Below are 17,530 nucleotides of genomic sequence, written 5' to 3'. Positions count from 1 at the left end.
GTCTACACAACCTCGCCCTCGCCGGATAGGTCACACGCGGCACGGTGAGCCGCTACGTCCGGCGACTCCAAGATCCTTAACGGGACAACCCTTAGCCGACCTCGTGGCCGCGGGCGCCTCACGCGGCCTGGTACTCGTGCGGGCGGCCGCCGCGCCATCGCACCCAGAGCGGATCGTCGAGAATGGCCTCGGGGTCGAGCAGCCCCGCGCCCTCCAGGAAGACCACGAGTTCGTGATCGGAGTGGGCCAGCCCGAGGTACGCCACCTCCTGCCCGCGGCCCTGCACCGTGACCCTGCGCCCTCCGGTCTGGCTGGGCGGGTGCACGACGATCGGGGCATCGCTCATGGTCGGCGACTGCCCTCTCGCGCCGCGGCTACTCGTTCGTGGTGGGCGGGGATCCTGCGCGGTCCCCGCTGGCGGACGACGGCTCCGCTGAGCTCCGGGCCGGGTTGTCGACGGTCCGGGAGGCCACATCGATCGACCGGGGCTCAGCTCATCCGGTCGCGGGGTACACGGTCATGTCGATGCCCACGGCGGCGTACTCGTTGATCACGTACGTGCCGGCGCCGTCGTAGAGGCCGCGGTCCTTGCCCGTGCGGGCGGCCCGCCGGGGGTGCCAGCCGTCGATGGCCTGGAAGGTCGCGTCGTCGCCGAGCTGGGCACCGATGACGACGCCGCTGTCCAGCGTGCCCCCGCGAAGCCGTCCTTCTGCCAGGTCACTTGACGGGTCGTGAGGTCGACGGCGTAGGTGGTGGCGCTCTGGCCGCCGTCACTGACGGAATCGTCCGTGCTGGTGATGACCCTGACGGCAGCGGTCTTGCCCTCGGCGCCGATCACCGCCGGCTCCAGGTCACCGACGGTCGCCCCCCTTCGGCGCGGGCAGCCGGACGGTCCAGGACACCTTGCCGCTGTCCGCGTCGACGGAACGCAGGTAGACGTCGGTCCGGTCGCGTTCGGTAACCGATCCCTCGGTGTAGTCGGCGTACGCGAAGAGGACGCCCGTGTGCCCGTCCTGCTCGGCGAAGACCGGGGGGGGATGGTCTGGTCGTCGGTCGGCACGCCCTCCTTGCCGGTGTACCCGTCCTCGCGGCCGAGGGGGACGACCAGAGCCTCCGCCCCGAGTGGGTGTCGTAGGCGTCGAGGGCCTCGGAGGTCCGGTGGTACAGGGTCGGCCCGAGCAGAGCGAACCCCCAGCCCTTGATGTCATCGTCCACGGGCAGCGCCGCCCTCTCGTTGCCGAACTTCGCGGGAGGATCGAAAGCCCTCGCCTTCGCCGCGGCCGGGGGGCTGTGCGCCGGATGCCGCACCCGGCGCCCCGGCCTCCCCGGACGCACCGGACGCACCGGACGCACCGGACGCACCGGCGGAACAGGCCGCCAAGCCGGTCAGTACGGCCACGAGAGCCAGGTGCATGACGTGCCGGTGTGCCGCTCGCACGCCGAGTCCCTCCGTTCCGACAACCCCGCGGGATCCTAGTGTCGTTGGCCGCCCGGCGCGTTCACGTCTTCCCCGCCCCCACACGGGGCACGGTCTCGGTGTCGAACACCTCCCTCGACAGTCAGCGGAGCCTCGCGTGCGTTGTTACGCGTCGGTCCTGGGACGGGCGGTGGGTCCTGTGGCGGCTTCCGCCGCGGCGAGGTCGGCGGCGAGGGCGCGCAGGCGTGGGGTCGGCAGCAGTCCCACGGCGGAGGCGGCGATCTGGAGGAGGGAGAGGTCGGCGGCCGTACGGGCGAAGGGCCCGTCGAGGAGGGTCGCGAAGTGGTCGCGCAGCACGGCCGCCGCCCCGGGGTGGGCGAGCAGCTCGCGGAGGGGGACGTGCACGCTGAGCGGTCCTGCGGGGAAGTCCTCGGGGCGCGGCGGAGGCTGCCGGGACGCTTCCGCCTGTGCCCGCTGTGCCCGTACGAGCAGGTGGTCGTCCGTGACCGGTCCGGTCACGGGAAGGCCGAGGCGCTCGTACTGGTCGAGGGGGGCGTCGGCGGCGCGCAGGCCCTCGACCAGCAGGCCCGCCATGCGCAGTTCGAGGGCGTCGTCGACGAGGGGGGACTCCTGTCCCGGGTCGGTGGCGAGGTCGAAGAGGAGGGTGCCGAAGGCGTACGGGTTGGACATGGCGTGGCCCGGGACCTTCAGGAGGGGGACGTCCTTGGTGAACGGGAAGGGCGGCACGAGCTCGGCGTTCCTCAGCTCGGCGGGTGCGAAGAGGCTCCGCATGTGCGCGGGCATCAGCGTGTGCTCGTACAGGGGCTGGTTGTACGGGTTCGCGCAGGCCCGCATGTAGACGTACCGGCCGTCGGTGACGCTGACGTGTCCGCCGAACGCGCCGAACAGGGCCGCCTCGCGCACCGGGGTGTCGTCGGCGACGGTCCGGCGGAGCGGCCGTCCCTGCATGTCGGGGGTGCGGTCGAGGTCGAAGTGCTCCAGGAGGGTGGGGCCGATGTCGATGGTCTGGACGAGGGAGGCGCGGCGCTCGCCCTGGACACGGCTGCGGGGGTCCCAGACGAAGAGCGGGGTGTGGATGGTCTCGTCGTACCAGGGCTGGATGTTCTTTCCCCACCAGCCGTGCTCGCCGAGGAGGAGGCCGTGGTCGGTGCAGACGATCAGCATCGTGTCGTCCCACAGGGCGAGTTCGTCCATGGCGTCCAGGACCCGGCCGAGGGAGCGGTCGCACATGGTCAGCAGCGCGGCGTACTCGTGGCGGGCGTGGTCCACCTGCTCGTCGGTCTCGATGACCTGCTTGTAGTCGGGCCAGTCGAAGTGGGGGCCTGCGTACGCGTGCGGATACGGCTCCTTGTGGCGGGGGTAGCTGAAGAACGGCTCGTGCGGGTCGAAGGTCTCGATCTGGAGGAACCAGCCGTCCTCGCCGTGGTTCGTGCGCAGGAACTCCAGGCCGGCGTCGAAGGTGCGGGTCTGCGGGTGATCGGCCTCGTCGGCCAGGTACTGCCGGTTGATCCAGTCCTGGCGCCATGCCTCTCCGCGGCGGGCCCGGAGGCTGTCGGGGATGTCGGGGTCGGCGACGTGTCCCTTCCACGGGTCGCCCTCCTGGCCCCGGAAGAACTCGAAGGTGCGGTAGCGGCCGTGGTAGGTGGCGCCGCCGTCCTCCCAGTAGTGCTGGTGGTCGGTGACCAGGTGGGTGTGGACGCCGTTCTCGGTGAGCATCCGGGGCACGGAGTCGTCGAAGGGCTCCAGCGGACCCCAGCCACGGTGCAGGAAGTTGTAGCGGCCGGTGTGCAGCTCACGCCGTGCCGGCATGCACGGCATCGACCCGGCGTAGCAGGTGTCGAAGGTGGCGGTGCGCTCGGCGAGGCGCGTGAAGTTCGGGGCGTGGATCCAGTCCGCGCCGTATGGGGGCAGGAAACGCCGGTTGAGGGTGTCGAACATGACCATGACGGCCTTCATGGGGGTGTCCTTCTCGTGGCCTGTCGGTGGTGATCGCGCGTCGGACGGATCGCGCACCCGCCGACGAGCTATGTACGCTAGAACATATTCGGCGTGCTGCAAAGACCTCACGATCTCCCTCGCGCCGAGCCCCCGGCGCCTGACGGATTCCCGCAGCACCTCACGGAGTCCCCCGAAGTCCCATGACATGCCAAGACGTCGCACGACGGCCCACGACGTCCCATGAAGTCCCACGGAGTCCCCATGAGCGATCGCACCTCTCCCCCGCGCTGCTGCATGCCCACCGGGGGCACCCCGCCCCTCAGCCCCCGCCCTGCCCCTGCCCCTGCCCCGACCCCCCGCCCGGCGTCCGCCCGGGCCGGTTCCCCCGCGACCTCGCCCGAAGGCATGGTGCTGCTACCCGGCGGCGAGTTCCTCATGGGCGCCGAGGACGCCGAAGGATTCCCCGGCGACGGGGAGGGGCCGGTGCGGGCGGTGCGGCTCAGCCCGTTCCGGATCGACGCCCGGGCGGTGACGAACGACGCCTTCGCCGCGTTCGTCGCGGAGACCGGGCACGTCACGGACGCGGAACGTCTCGGCTGGTCGTACGTGTTCGCCGGCTTCCTGCCCGCCGCCCTGAGGCGCGGCGCCCCGCGCCCCGCACGCACCCCGTGGTGGTGCGGGGTCGAGGGGGCGTCCTGGAACCGGCCCGAGGGGCCGGGGAGCACCCTGGACGCGCGCGGGAACCACCCGGTGGTCCACGTCTCGTGGGCCGACGCCGCCGCCTACGCGGGCTGGGCCGGCAAGCGGCTGCCGACCGAGGCGGAGTGGGAGTACGCGGCCCGGGGCGGCCTCGACCAGCGCCGGTACCCCTGGGGCGACGAGCTGGACCCGGACGGCACCTTCCGCTGCAACATCTGGCGCGGCACCTTCCCGTCGAAGAACACCGCGGCGGACGGATACCGCGGCACCGCCCCCGTCGACGCCTTCGAGCCCAACGGCTACGGCCTCCACAACATGTCCGGCAACGTGTGGGAGTGGTGCGCCGACTGGTGGACCACCGAGCACGGCACCGGCCCCGCGCCACTCGACCCCAGAGGCCCGGCCACCGGCACCGACAAGGTCATCCGCGGCGGTTCCCACATGTGCCACCGGTCCTACTGCAACCGCTACCGGGTCGCCGCCCGTACCGCCAACAGTCCCGACAGCTCCAGCGGCCACGCGGGTTTCCGTTGCGTCGCGCCGGCATGAAGACTCTTGACACCCGCCGACGGGCGGGTGAACCTAACGAGGCAAGTTCCTAGGAACATAGGTGACCGCGAATGCATCTCGACTACGTGATCCTCGGAGCCCTGGCCGTGCGCCGGCTCTCCGGCTATGACATGCGTGGGTGGATGGAGACGTCGGGCCGCTACATCGGCTACGGCGTCCAGCTCCCCCAGATCTACCGACGGCTCGCGAAACTCGTCGAGCGCGGCTGGGTCGGCTTCGAGGTGGATCCGCGCGAGGGCCGCCCCGACGCGAAGGTCTACCGGCTCACCGAGGACGGCCGCGAGGCGCTCCTCACGTGGGCCCGCTCGCCCTTCGAGCCGTCGCCGCGGCCGATGGACCCCGACTTCAAACTGCGCTTCGTCTTCGGCGGCCAGCTGGGACCGGAGATCGCGCTCGACATCGTCTCCACCGAGCTGGAGTACCGGCTCCAGCACGTCACCACCCCCGGGGCACCCCTGACCACCGTCTACGAGGGGGAGATCCCCGAACTCGACCCGGCCTGGGCCCGTGAGATCCACACCATGGCCCACGAGAACGGATACGCGTCCGTCGCGGCCTACATCGCGTGGCTCCAGCTGACCAAGGCCCGCCTCGAAAGGCAGGTCGAACGGCACCGCGCAGCGTCGAACGCCCCCCAGCGCCACGAGCGCTGAATCGCCCCGGCCGCCCGGCACCCGGCGGCGAGACCGCCCGGGACCGGCGCCGGCACACCCCGCGCGCCCCCCTGAAGGCGCCGAGACCGCCTGGGACTGGTCCCGAGACCGCCCGCGCGCCCCCGGGAGCGGCGCCGACACCGCCCGCGACCGGCGACGCCCCCGGCCCTACCCCGGGCCGGCGCCCGCCCCGCCCCGGGCCGCCCCGCCCCGCCCCGGACCGGCGCTCCCCCCTCATGGACCGCCGCTCCCCCTCTCGCGCGCCGCCCCCGCCCCTGCCCCGTCCCCCGTTCTCCCCTCCCGTGCACTCCCCTGCGGAAGATCTCCGCCTCACCGGCGCCCCCACGCCCCGCACCCCACACCCCGCACCCCGCACCCCGCCCCGGCCTCGGGCTCGGGCTCCCCTCCGGCGAGCCCGCGGTCCGGCGTACCCGAAAACGCCTGGAGTCCGCCATGCGCATCATCTACGTGGACGTCGACACGCTGCGCGCCGACCACACCACCCCCTACGGCTACCACCGCCCCACCACCCCGCACCTCCAGCGGCTGGCCGAGAAGTCCGTCGTCTTCGACCGCTACTACTGTTCCGACTCACCCTGCCTGCCCTCACGCACTGCCCTGACGAGTGGTCAGTTCGGCATCACCAACGGCGTCGTGGGCCACTTCGGACCCGCCGCCCAGTTCCGGCTCGACGCCGGGCACGGGCCCGAGCCGGACCAGCCCCTGCTCGGGCAGCGCCTCGGATGGGGCGGCTACTACACCGCGGCCGTCTCCGTCTTCGCCGAACGCCACCGCGCGTACCACTTCCACGCGAACTTCCGCGAGTCGATCCGCGCCACCGACCGCTTCGGCGACGAGGAGGCCCCGGAGGTCAACCGGGCGGCCATCGACTGGATCCGCCGCCACGCCCGGGACGACGACTGGTACCTCCACCTCACCTACTGGGACCCGCACACCAACTACACCCAGCCCGCCGAATGGACCGAGAGGATGGCGGCCTCGGGGCCGGTGCAGTCCTGGCCCGACGAGGAGACCATCGCCCGCCACGGCGCCGAGGTCTACGGCCCCCGCAGCGCCCTCGACCTGCACTACTCCCTCCGGGGCGCGGGCACCTCCCCCGTCCCCCACAACATGCCCGACGCCATCCGCTCCCGCGCCGACTTCGAGCACCTCGTCAACGGCTACGACGGGGCCGTCTCCTACTGGGACCACCACTTCGGCCGGCTCCTCGCGACGCTCGAAGAGCTGGGCATCGCCGACGAGACCGCCGTGATCGTCAGCGCCGACCACGGCGAGTCCTTCGGCGAGCAGGGCTCCTACGCCGAGCACGGCCTCGCCAACGAGCCCACCCACCGGCTCCCCCTGGTGGTGTACTGGCCGGGCGTCACCGACGACCTGCCCGCCCACGCCCGGCGCAACGACGCCCTGCTCTACAACATCGACCTCGCGCCCACCCTGTGCGACCTGCTGGGCCTCGGCATCCCGGCCGGCTGGCAGGGCACCTCCTTCGCGGGAGCGGTACGCGGCGAGGCGATCGACTCCCGCGCGTACCTGGTCCTCGGCCACGGCGCGCACACCTACCAGCGGGCCGTCCGCACCCGCGACCACCTCTACATCCGCACGTACCACCCGGGAGCCTTCCGCGCCGAATGGGAGCAGCTCTTCCACGTCACCCAGGATCCGTACCTCACCCGTGACCTGACGGCGGACGAACCCGAGCTCGCCGCCCGGATGCGCGCGCACCTCGCCGAGTGGTGGAACGAGTACGCCGGCCGCCCGGGCTGTCTGCCCGATCCGATGCAGGCGACGCTGCAGACCGGTCCCACGTACTACAACGACCCGGTCCGCTACGCCCGGCACCTGCGGGACACCGGCCGCGCCCCTCTCGCCGAGGACCTCGAAGAGCGGCTCGCCACCGTGCGCTTCCCCGTCTCCTGGCACGCGCCCGACCGGCCCAGGACCAGCGAACTCCTCCAGCGTTGGGCGCAGTTGCTCCAGACGCGTGATCAGGGGTCCGTCCAGAAGCACTGAACCACCCCGCCAACCCCCTCTCCGCTCCCCTCTCCGCCGCCGACGAAGGAGTCGCACGATGCCGAGCGAAGCCGCACCTCCCTCCGCACACCAGCCAGGAGTCGCCCGCCTCCCCGCCGAGCACGACGGGAAGCGGCGCAACTGGCGCCAGGTCACCCTCCTCGGCGGACTGATCAGCGCGGACAACGGCGAGAGCAGCGTCGTGTCCGTCCTGTTCCCCGCCCTGCGCGCGGCACTCGGCCTCCCGCTCGCCGCGCTCGGCCTGCTCGTCGGGGTCGGCAAGCTCGTCGGAGTGGTCTTCGGCCCCCTGTGGGTGGCCGTGGCCCAGCGCTACCCACGCAAGACCGTCCTCGCCGTCTGCGCCGGTCTGTGGGGCGTGTGGACCATAGCGGCAGGGTTCGCGCAGAACTACACCCAGCTCCTCGTCCTGTTCACCATCGCCGCGATCGGCGTCGCCGGCAGCGGTCCCCTGGTCAACGGCCTCCTCGCCGACCTCTTCGACGACCGGACCCGGGGCAGGGCGACCGGCTACATGTACGGGCTGTCGGCCCTGGCCACCGGTCTCAGCGGGCCGCTGCTCGGCCTGCTGTCCGCGGTGGAGGACGGCTGGCGGTACGGGTTCTTCCTCGCGGGCGGCATCCAGGTCCTGTTCGGCGTACTGATCCTGCTCTTCCTCCGCGACCCCGGCGTCGGCGCCTCCGAGGAACACGCCGGCGCGGCGGCCCCCGCCGAGCGGGCACTGACCTGGTCCCAGGCCCGCCGGCCGCTGCGCAACCGGTCCCTGCTGCTGATCTGCGTCCAGCGCCTGACCACCGGCCAGTTCGTCGTCCTCAGCTTCGGCGTGACCTTCCTCGTCGACGTACGCGGCTTCGGCAACGCGGAGGCGTCGTACCTGACCGTGGTGTTCGCCGTGACCTACTTCGCCGGCACGCTGCTGGGCGGACTCGCCACCGACGCGATCCACCGCCGCAACCCCCGTACCGGACGGGTCGCGGCCATGCAGTTCACGGTCTTCGCCTACGCCCTCGGCGCCTGGGCGGTCACCCAGGTCGCCTGGTCGTCGCACGGCGCGTACCTCGCGCTGTTCGCCGTGCTCGCCTTCCTCCAGGGCTGCACTCCCGGGATCAACCGGCCGCTGGTCATGTCGGTGACCCTGCCGGAGGCGCGCAGCGCCGCGTTCGCCCTGATGCTCTCGGCCGAGGCGGCCGGCTGGGCCCTGACGACCGTCCTCGTCGGCTACATCGGTGACGCCTTCGGTCTTGAGGCGGCGTTCCTGTGGGTCGTCGTCGTCCTGATGCTGGTCAACGGGGCCTTGCTGAGCCTCCTCTACCGGGCCTGTCCCCGCGACGCGTCCGCCGTCCACGCCGAACTGGCCCTTCGGGCGGCGGCAGCCGGTGTGGGCGAGAAGTGACCTTCACGGCCGGCCTCCGCTTCCCGTTCCCCGCTCTCGCTCCCCTTCACCTTCTGCCCTCCGAAGGCTCCCCTTCGCCCTCGCCCCTCCTACCACCACGGAAGCCCCTCATGCCCCTCACGCCTCGCGTCACCGAGTCCCGCGTCCTCTCCACCTCCCCCGGCGGTGCCGAACCGCCGGGGGACCACGACCTCGTCGTCGAGGCCGCGCTCGCCCGTCTCGATCTCGACACCAAGGTGCGGCTGCTGGCCGGCCAGGACCTGTGGACCCTGCCGGCGCTGCCCGAGATCGGTCTTGACTCCCTCGTCATGTCGGACGGGCCGGTGGGCGTACGCGGCGCGGCGTGGAGCGCCGACGACCCCTCGCTCTGCCTGCCCAGCCCGACCGCGCTGGCCGCCACCTGGGATCCGGCACTGGCCCGCCGCGCAGGCCGGGTCCTCGCCCAGGAGGCGCACCGCAAGGGCGCGCACATGCTGCTCGCGCCCACCGTGAACCTCCATCGCTCCCCGCTGGGCGGCCGGCACTTCGAGGCGTACTCGGAGGATCCGCTGCTCACCGGCCGGATCGGCACCGGTTATGTCACCGGGGTCCAGGAGAGCGGGGTCGCGGCCACCGTCAAGCACTTCGTCGCGAACGACGCCGAGACCGAGCGTTTCACGGTCGACAACCGTGTCCCGGCGCGGGCCCTGCGCGAGCTCTATCTCGCACCGTTCGAGGCGATCGTGCGCGACGCCCGCCCCTGGGCGCTGATGTCGGCGTACAACGGGGTCAACAGCGCCACCATGACCGAACACCGCGCCCTCCAGACGGGGGTTCTCCGCGAGGAGTGGGGTTTCGACGGGGTCGTGGTGTCCGACTGGCTGGCGGCCCGCGACACCGTCGGGGCGATCGAGGGCGGTCTGGACGTGGCCATGCCCGGTCCGGCGACCGTGTTCGGGCCGGCGCTGGCCGCCGCCGTCCGGGACGGACGGGTGGCGGAGTCGACGGTCGACACCGCCGTACGGCACGTCCTCCTGCTCGCGGCGCGACTTGGCCTGCTGAGGGGCGCGGCCCCCGCCGTACCCTCCGGCCGGAGGCCCGCGCCCCTGGACGGCCCCGCGGTCGCCCGGGAGATCGCCGCGCGTTCCTTCGTGCTGCTCCGCGACCCGGCGGGGACGCTCCCGCTGGACGCGTCGGCGGCTCCGAGCATCGCGCTGATCGGACGCGCAGCCCGCGACGCCCGCTTCCTGGGCGGTGGCTCGGCCACCGTCTACCCCGCCCGGGTCGTCTCGCCGCTCGACGGCCTGACCGGGGCGCTGCCGGAGGGGGCCCGCCTGACGTACGCGATGGGCGCCGACCCAAACGACCAACTGGAGGTCGCGGCGGCGGGGTTCACGCTGCGGGCGGTCCTGCGCGACGCTCAGGGTGCCGCCTTGGCGGAGCAGCCCCTCGCTCTCGGCCGCGTCCGCTGGATGGACGCGGCCCTCCCGGACGGTGTCGACTACGACTCCCTGGCGACGGTCGAGATCACCGGCACGTTCACCCCGCGCGACACCGGGACGCACCATTTCGGCACCGCCGGCACCGGCGACTTCCGGCTCACCGTCGACGGAACGGTCCTGTACGACGGGGCGGACCCCGAGGGCGGCGACCCGATGGAGGTGCTCACCGGCCGGCCGATCCCGCGCGGATCGGCCGCGCTGGAGGCCGGGCGGACCGTCGAGGTCAGCCTCCTCCACCGCGCGCCCAAGCTCGCCTACGGTCCGATCCGGGGCGTCACCTTCGGTCTCACCCACCGCGACCCCGAACGGGACGGCGACCGGCTGATCGAGGAGGCCGTCGCCGCCGCCCGCGCCGCCGACACCGCGGTCGTGGTGGTCGCCACCACCGAACGCGTCGAGTCCGAGGGCTTCGACCGGACCGACCTGCGGCTGCCCGGCCGACAGGACGAACTGGTGTCCCGCGTGGCCGCCGCCAACGCCCGTACCGTCGTCGTCGTGAACGCCGGAGCGCCGGTCGAGATGCCCTGGCGCGAGGACGTGGCCGCGATCCTCCTCACCTGGTTCCCGGGCCAGGAGGGCGGCGCCGCCCTCGCCGACGTCCTCCTCGGCCGGGAGGAACCGGGCGGCCGTCTGCCCACCACCTGGCCCGCCCGGCTCGCGGACGCCCCCGTCACCCGCGTCACCCCCGAGGACGGCGTCCTGCCGTACGACGAGGACCTCTTCGTCGGCTACCGGGCCTGGGAACGCCACACCACCGCCCCCGCCTACCCCTTCGGGCACGGCCTCGGCTACACCACCTGGGAGTACGTCAGCATGGAGGCCGCCGACGGACGCGCCCGCGTCCGGCTCCGGAACAGCGGTACCCGGCCGGGCCGGGAGACCGTCCAGCTCTACGCCGAGCCCGTCACCCCGGCCGAGGGCCGCCCCGCCAGACAGCTCGCCGGCTTCACCACCGTCACGGCGGCGCCCGGCGAGACCGTCGAGACCGAGATAGCGCTCGCGGACCGGACGTTCCAGGTATGGGACGAGGCGGCGACGGCCTGGACCGTCGCCCCCGGCCCGTATCTCCTCCACGCGGCACGCGACGCGAACGCCCCCGTACTGACGATCCGGCTGTCCACCCCCGGACGCCCCTGAGACCGCCCCGGGCGCCGGAACCTGACACCCGGCGCCCGGGGCCTACTACTGCTCGCCTACGACAAGCGTTCCACCGGTTCTATGGCGGTCCCCGTGCGTCTACCGAGAGGCCGAGGACCCGCCCGTCACCTCCCCGACCTCGGCGGGCACCCGGCCGGGCCACCGCGCAACCAGCCGGCAGTGCGGCAGCGACACGACGTCACCGTCCGGCAGGAGTTCGTCAGGGGTGTCCGCCGGATGCACCGTCAGGGACGGGTACTCCGACGCGCCGCCGTCGCCGCGCACGTACCGGTCCCACGACCGGACGGTCTCGGCGAGCCGTTCCGCGAGGGCCTCCCCCTGGTCGCCGAAGGCGTGCACGAACCACTCATAGCGCCGTTCCTCCGGAATCTCGCTCTGCCGTGTCCTGACGTGGGTGAGATACGCGAGCGACCCGCCGGCGGCGAGGGCCGGCGCCTCCGCTCCCGACGTGATCGCCACACAGGACGCCTCCCGGCCGTCGGGGACAGCGAGGCGGCAGAAGCCCGGCAGGGTGGTCGCCGCGTACAGGTGCAGCGAGCCGAAGTACACGCTGTGGCCCATCGAGACGCCGGTGGCTGTCTCCGATCGGGGCCCGCGCAGGGCCTCCTCGATCGCGTCGGCGCCGTCCACCGGCCCGTCCTCACAGGTGAGCCGCAGGGCGCCGTCGAGGAGGTCGACGTCGAGGCCGGTGTGCGCGAGCGTGCCCTGGGCGGCGACGAACCCGCAGTGGGTGAACTTCCGCGCGGTCAGGACGTCGCCGTCCCGCTGGAGGGTGATCGCGCGGGTGTAGCCCCGGATGTCGAGCGGCAGGACGAGCCGTCCGCCGTCCGCGAGGAGCTCGCGCCAGGCCGGGGCGACGTCCCGGCAGCCGTATGTGATCATGACGGCGTCGAAGCCGCCGCGCGGGACCAGGTGCGCGGGCACGCCGTCGGCAGCGTCGCCGTGGACGACGGTCACGCGGCCGCTGCCCGCCTCCGCGAGGAAGCGGCGCGCGCGATGGACGACCTCCCCGTCGATGTCGCTGCTGACGATCCGCCCGCCGGGTCCGCTGACGTGGGCGAGCAACTCGGCGTTGTAGCCGCCGGAGCCCGCCTCCCACACGCACGCGCCCGGCGCGAGTTCCAGACCCTCGATCATGTCGGCCTGGAGCCAGGCGGCGGACACCGAACTCGTCGCCCGCCCGGTCCCGTCGCGACGGGTCACGAGCGCGAGGTCGTCGTCGTAGGCGGCCTGGAGGGACGTCTCGGGAGCGAACCGGTGCCGTGGCACCGTACACAGCGCCTCCCGCACCCGCGCCGAGCGCGCCCATCCCCCGTCGGTCACTTTCCCGGCCATGTGCCGCCGACGGCGGACGGCCTCGGCGGGCTCGCCGGCCACGGGCGGCTGTGCGTTCTCCACGAGGTACCGGTGAACCGGTGGCAGCCCCGGGACGGTGCCGGGCCACACCGTCGCGAGGGCGTGCGCGGTCGGCGCGAAGACGTCACCGAGGCAGGACAGCATGTGGGGGTCGTACCACTGCCAGTCGGCGAACTTCTCCGGCTCGGGATGGGTCAGCTCCCCGGACCAGGCGGTGATCCGCACGACGGCGGTCAGCCGGGGGACACCCCGGCTGTCGTCGGCGAGCACGGCCACGACGTGCGCGTCCTCGACCCCGGCGACGATTCCCGTCTCCTCGCACAGCTCCCGCACCGCGGCCGCCTCGAAGGACTCCGCGCCGTCCGTCTTCCCGCCGGGAAGCTCCAGATGGCCGCGCCGTGACGAACCCAGCAGAACCCGGCCCGCCGCGTCCGTGACCACCGCGCACGCCGCGGACATCGCCGGCCCGGCGGGCGGCAGCCGGCGTTCCACGGCGCGCGTGGCACCGTGGCACGGTCCGCGCAGTGTCAGTACCGCGAGCCCGTCCAGGTCCTCGCGCGCGCACCGCTCCCAGCCGGAGGCGATGAGGGAGATCTCGTCCTCGTCGAGGGCGATCCCCCGCTTCTCTGCCGGCACCGATCCGGCGGTCGGAGTGACGATCAGCAGCTGCCCGCCGGGCCGCAGCCGCTCCCCCAGCGCGTGCAGGATCCGGGCCCGGTCCCGGAAGAAGGGCACCACGAGCCGCAGGGCGACGAGGTCGTACCCCGTCTCGCGCAGCTCCGCCCAGTCGTCCCGCTCCAGGTCGAGCCCCAGCCACCGCACGCCGGGCACGTCCCCGTGCTCGTCGCGCGCCCGAGTCAGCGCCGTACCCGCGAAGTCGACCGCGTCCACCTCGTACCCGACGGAGGCGAGGAACAGCGACAGCCCGCCCCTGCCGCAGCCGGCGTCCAGCGCCCTGCCCCCGCCCTCCGGGGCGGGGACGCGCCGGGCCAGCAACTCGCGCTCGGCGGCGCTCAGCGGCTGGAAGCCTCTCCCCTCCGCGTAGTGGTCCTCCCATTCCGATCGCACGACGTACATCAGGCATCTCCTTCTCTTCGGATGTCACGACCGCGTCCGGGTACGCGTGGCGTCGGGAGCGGCAAGGGCGGACGGCCGGGGAGGCAGGAGCGTGCCGGCGCGGCTGCGGAGCAGGGTGCGGCGGCCTCGTTCCACGAGTTCCGGATCGCCGGCCGCGTGGCCGTAGGCGATGCCGGACACGGCGTCCAGGACGGCGGCCGGGGCCAGGTGGGCCCGTTCGAGGTCGTCGAGCGGCCGGCCGTAGCCGGCGAAGAAGGCGTCGGCGAGGTCGTCGCGGCCCTCGAAGTGGTCGAGGAGTCGGGCCATGTCCCTCACCACCGGCTGGGGTTCGGAGCGTTCGAAGTCCAGCACACGCAGGGTGCCGTCGCCGGCGAGGAGGAGATTGCGCGGCTGGAGGTCGCCATGGGTCACCACCGACGGCAGCGGGGCCAGTCGCCTCGCCCCTTCCACGACGGCCCGTGCGTGCTCCTCGTCCCCCGGCGCCAGGTGCGGCCGGGCGGCGCGCAGGTGACGCTCCAGCTTCCCGAAGGCGTCGGCGCGCTGTGCGACGGGGAGCGTGGCGGGGAGCGCGGCGGGTGGCGGACTGGCGTGGATACGCGCGGCGAGCGCGCCGATCGCCCGGAACACGGAGCGCTCCTCGGCTGCGGCCAGGACCGCGCCGTGCAAGGGCCGCCCCTCGACGGCGGTCACCACGACGGCGTTCAGCGCGGGATCGGCGGCCACGAGGCGGGGCGCGGCGCCGCCCAGACCCGGCACCCACCCGCGGAGGGCGGCCGTCTCCCTCGCGTGGAACCGGGCGTTCTGGTGCACCTTCACGAACCACACGCCGCCGTCGCGGCCGACAGTACGCCACACCCTGCTGGCGTCCCGGGCCCAGGACCTGTCGGACCAGTCGGTGATCCGGCCCACGGCCCGCTCGGCGAAGGCCCGCACCTCCGCGTCGGGTGCCGGACCGCCGCCGCGGGCTACGGAGGCGTGGACGAGTCGTAGCCGGTCGACGCTCGGGTCATGGCGGATCGGGTCACCCGGCTCCTGGAGGTGCAGGGCCATCGCGGCGCCGGCCAGGTAGGCGTCCAGACCGGCGCGGCAGTAGGCCACCATCGGTTCCGGCAGCGCGTCGAACGCGAACCAGTCCATCCCGTCGCAGACGTCCGCTTCCATGATCCTGGGTGTGCCGGCCCAACGGCGGACCTCGAACAGGACCCCGATCCTGGCCCCGCCGGACGGCGCGCGGTGGTGCACGGTGACCGCCGCACGCACGTCGGCGGGAGCGACGACGAGGCCGGTCTCCTCGGCCGTCTCCCGGATCAGCGCCGTGTCGAGCGCCTCGAAGGGCCCGTCCACATGACCGGAGGGAAGGTGCCACAGGCCCGCCGCGTAGACGTCGCCCGCGCGGCGCGAGAGCAGGACCTCAGGCCGCCCGCCGGCCCCGTCCCGTACGGCGAGCAGGTGCACGTCGATGGGGACCGTGTGCCGTCGACCACCAGAGCGGTTGACACCACCCTCCTCCGGTGCGCTCACAACGCCTGCCCCGGAAGGTTGCCGAGCGGCGGCAGCGTCCAGTGCAGCGTCTTCGGACCCGCGTCGGAGGTCACGTGCTGGGTGGCGGCGCCGTCGGCGAGGTCGACCCGGTACGTGTCGGGCCGCCCCGCCCGCTCCCAGCGGGCGTGCACGGTTTCGAGCTCCGCCCAGACGTCGCGCGGCCCGTGGACGCGTACGGTGTCGCCGTCCGGGCCCAGCACGGCCCATGCCCCGTCCTCAGGGGCGACGATGGTCATCGTCCCGGCTTGGAAGTCCCTGACCAGGCCGGGCGCGAGGTAGGCGGCGGCGAGCCAGAAGCCGTGGGCGTCGTCCGGGGGCGGCGCGAGGCGCGTGGCACGCTCCGTTCCGGGATCGGCCGCGACGCGGGCGCGGAGCTCCACGGCGCTGAGCCACCGGTAGCCGAGCAGCGGACGGTATCCGGTGGGCCTGCCGCGCAGCTCCGCCTCGACGTGGCCCGCGCGGGTGCGGGTGACGAGGAGTTGCCCGGGCCAGCTCGGCGTGCGCGTCGCGAGCGTGGTCAGCATCCGCCCGCCCGGGGCGAGCTGGTCGACCCAGGCCGCGGGTACGTGGGGGACGCCGATGCCGGAGTGGATCCGGTCGTACGGCGCACGGGCAGCATGCCCTTCGAGGGCGTCGCCCTCGACGATCTCCGCTCCGAGGTCGAGCCGGTCGAGGTTCCGCCGGGCGAAGGCGGCCATGTGGGCATCCCGTTCGACGCCGACGGCGTGCCCTCGGCCGGTGACGGTGGCGGCGAGCGCCAGCGAGACGCCGGGGCCGGTCCCCAGCTCCAGGTAGCCGAGGCCGGGCCCGAGTTCCATCGCCTGGAGGGCCTCGACCGAGGCCGGTGTGCAAGTGGACATGGACGTCATGTGTCCGCCGCGCACAGGCCCGCGCACAGGCCCGCGAGGCAGTGCGTCGAGGGGCTCGCCGTCACGCTGGAGCAGGATCGACGCGTCGCTGTGGATCAGGTCGAGCCACTCCTCGCGGTCGTCCGGATGAGCCCCGTCGAGGAGGCGCCAGTCGATGGGCTCGACGCCCGGCCCGCTCTCCCGGACGTAGGCGTACGGGAGCAGCACCTCGCGGCGTACCGAGAGCAAGGCGGCGCGCAGGCGGGCGTCGGTGAGGGTTCCGTCGGCCTCCAGACGCCGCACCAGGTCGGCACGCAGGGCGCCGGTGGCGAGGGGGACGTCGGTGAAGGACGTTCTGGAGACGGTGGGAGGGGCGAGGGCAGGCTCCGGGTGCATCACGGCCTCCAGTCGGGCGAGTTGGCGTGTCGGGCTGCTCAACGAGCCGACGCCCGGCACCGAGGACATCCGATTCGGACGGCGTTCGAACCCCATGGGTAAGCGAAAATGAGTTCGTTCCGTGTACGCCGATCCGTGCGGGAGACGGGTCGTCGCCGATGCCGTGCGTGGCCGAAACGCCGATGCTCAAGTCGCCGGAGCGCCGATGCTCAAGTCGCCGGAGCGCGGCGCGAGGAGGACTCGGCGGCCGGCCCTCACCCTCGTTCGGCCGAGCCGAACCTGCGGGCGAGCCCGAGGTGTCCCTAAGGTCAGGGTGGACGCCCACAGGACGGGCATTCCGCGTCAAGCCGGTCCCCGCGTCCCCGCACGTGCGCGGGGACCGGCCCCTCCTCGCCTCGCACGCGGACGGCTTGGGTCCCACCTCCGAGGAACGTCGGGCGTCTTCGAGTTCCCGCTGCGCGGTCAGGCGCCGTGGACGAGCCCACGGAGAGGGAGCGAGCACGCACATGACGGAGGTCGAGGAGTACTTCGCCGGTCTGGACGCGGCTTCACGGGACGCCTTCCAGCACGTACGGACGGTCGCGCTGCGGATCGCTCCCGACGCCGAGGACGGCAGGAGCTACGGCATGGCCGCCCTGAGGCTCGACGGAAAGCCCCTCATCGGCTTCCGGGCCGCCAAGGAGCACCTGAGCGTCTTCCCGTTCAGCCCCGAGGCGGTCGACGCGGTACGTGACCGGCTGACCGGCTTCGATCTGTCCAAGGGCACCGTCCGCTTCACCCCGGCCCATCCCCTCCCCGACGACGTCCTCGCCGACCTCATCCGGTACCGCGCGGACGAGATCAGAGGCTGAACCACCTGCGCCTCGCCCTCGCCGCGCCCGGCACCGCCTCCGCCGCTGCCACTGCCGCTGCCACTGCCGCTGCCACTGCCG

11 protein-coding genes are annotated in these 17,530 nt (G+C 73.4%); 6 read left to right on the top strand and 5 right to left on the bottom strand.

The annotated features are described in order from the left end of the window. Window positions 1-118: 118 nt before the first annotated feature. On the bottom strand, window positions 119-346 hold the full coding sequence (locus tag ACIGHB_RS32895) for a hypothetical protein (RefSeq protein WP_399918318.1): 228 nt from the start codon (window positions 344-346) through the stop codon (window positions 119-121). Window positions 347-1,582: 1,236 nt separating this feature from the next. Then, window positions 1,583-3,394: a sulfatase gene (locus ACIGHB_RS32890; protein WP_399918316.1), complete on the bottom strand. Its 1,812-nt coding sequence runs from the start codon at window positions 3,392-3,394 to the stop codon at window positions 1,583-1,585. A gap of 243 nt (window positions 3,395-3,637) precedes the next feature. Here ACIGHB_RS32890 and ACIGHB_RS32885 point away from each other — a divergent pair, with 243 nt between their 5' ends. From ACIGHB_RS32885 to ACIGHB_RS32865, 5 genes are all read left to right on the top strand, one after another. Continuing rightward, a complete protein-coding gene (locus tag ACIGHB_RS32885) occupies window positions 3,638-4,624 on the top strand; it encodes a formylglycine-generating enzyme family protein (protein WP_399918314.1) in 987 nt (328 codons plus the stop codon). A gap of 71 nt (window positions 4,625-4,695) precedes the next feature. After that, a complete protein-coding gene (locus ACIGHB_RS32880) occupies window positions 4,696-5,298 on the top strand; it encodes a PadR family transcriptional regulator (protein ID WP_399918312.1) in 603 nt (200 codons plus the stop codon). 453 nt (window positions 5,299-5,751) lie between these two features. Beyond that, on the top strand, window positions 5,752-7,329 hold the full coding sequence (locus ACIGHB_RS32875) for a sulfatase (RefSeq protein ID WP_399918309.1): 1,578 nt from the start codon (window positions 5,752-5,754) through the stop codon (window positions 7,327-7,329). Window positions 7,330-7,387: 58 nt separating this feature from the next. Continuing rightward, on the top strand, window positions 7,388-8,740 hold the full coding sequence (locus ACIGHB_RS32870; RefSeq protein ID WP_399918306.1) for an MFS transporter: 1,353 nt from the start codon (window positions 7,388-7,390) through the stop codon (window positions 8,738-8,740). 110 nt (window positions 8,741-8,850) lie between these two features. Continuing rightward, complete coding sequence (locus tag ACIGHB_RS32865; RefSeq protein ID WP_399918304.1) at window positions 8,851-11,358, top strand: glycoside hydrolase family 3 C-terminal domain-containing protein; 2,508 nt, start codon at window positions 8,851-8,853, stop codon at window positions 11,356-11,358. A gap of 99 nt (window positions 11,359-11,457) precedes the next feature. Here ACIGHB_RS32865 and fxlM read toward each other — a convergent pair whose 3' ends face one another. From fxlM to ACIGHB_RS32850, 3 genes are read right to left on the bottom strand one after another with little or no spacing between them, the layout of a single operon-like run. Next, on the bottom strand, window positions 11,458-13,812 hold the full coding sequence (gene fxlM / locus ACIGHB_RS32860) for a methyltransferase, FxLD system (protein WP_399918303.1): 2,355 nt from the start codon (window positions 13,810-13,812) through the stop codon (window positions 11,458-11,460). 24 nt (window positions 13,813-13,836) lie between these two features. Next, entirely contained in the window at window positions 13,837-15,333 is a 1,497-nt protein-coding gene (locus tag ACIGHB_RS32855) for a phosphotransferase (protein WP_399918301.1), read from the bottom strand. After that, on the bottom strand, window positions 15,330-16,598 hold the full coding sequence (locus ACIGHB_RS32850) for a methyltransferase domain-containing protein (protein WP_399918299.1): 1,269 nt from the start codon (window positions 16,596-16,598) through the stop codon (window positions 15,330-15,332). Before ACIGHB_RS32850 ends, ACIGHB_RS32855 begins: the two co-directional genes overlap by 4 nt. Before the next feature lie 506 nt (window positions 16,599-17,104). Between ACIGHB_RS32850 and ACIGHB_RS32845 the strand changes: the two genes are divergently transcribed. After that, window positions 17,105-17,449 (top strand): iron chaperone, encoded by a 345-nt coding sequence (locus ACIGHB_RS32845; RefSeq protein WP_399918297.1) that lies wholly within the window; start codon window positions 17,105-17,107, stop codon window positions 17,447-17,449. Window positions 17,450-17,530: the final 81 nt, after the last annotated feature.

The sequence above is a fragment of the Streptomyces sp. NPDC085460 genome (assembly GCF_044541975.1).
In the GTDB taxonomy this organism is placed as follows: domain Bacteria; phylum Actinomycetota; class Actinomycetes; order Streptomycetales; family Streptomycetaceae; genus Streptomyces.
The sequence above is the reverse complement of the archived record's forward strand: the minus strand, read 5'-3'. Positions and strand labels throughout refer to the sequence as shown.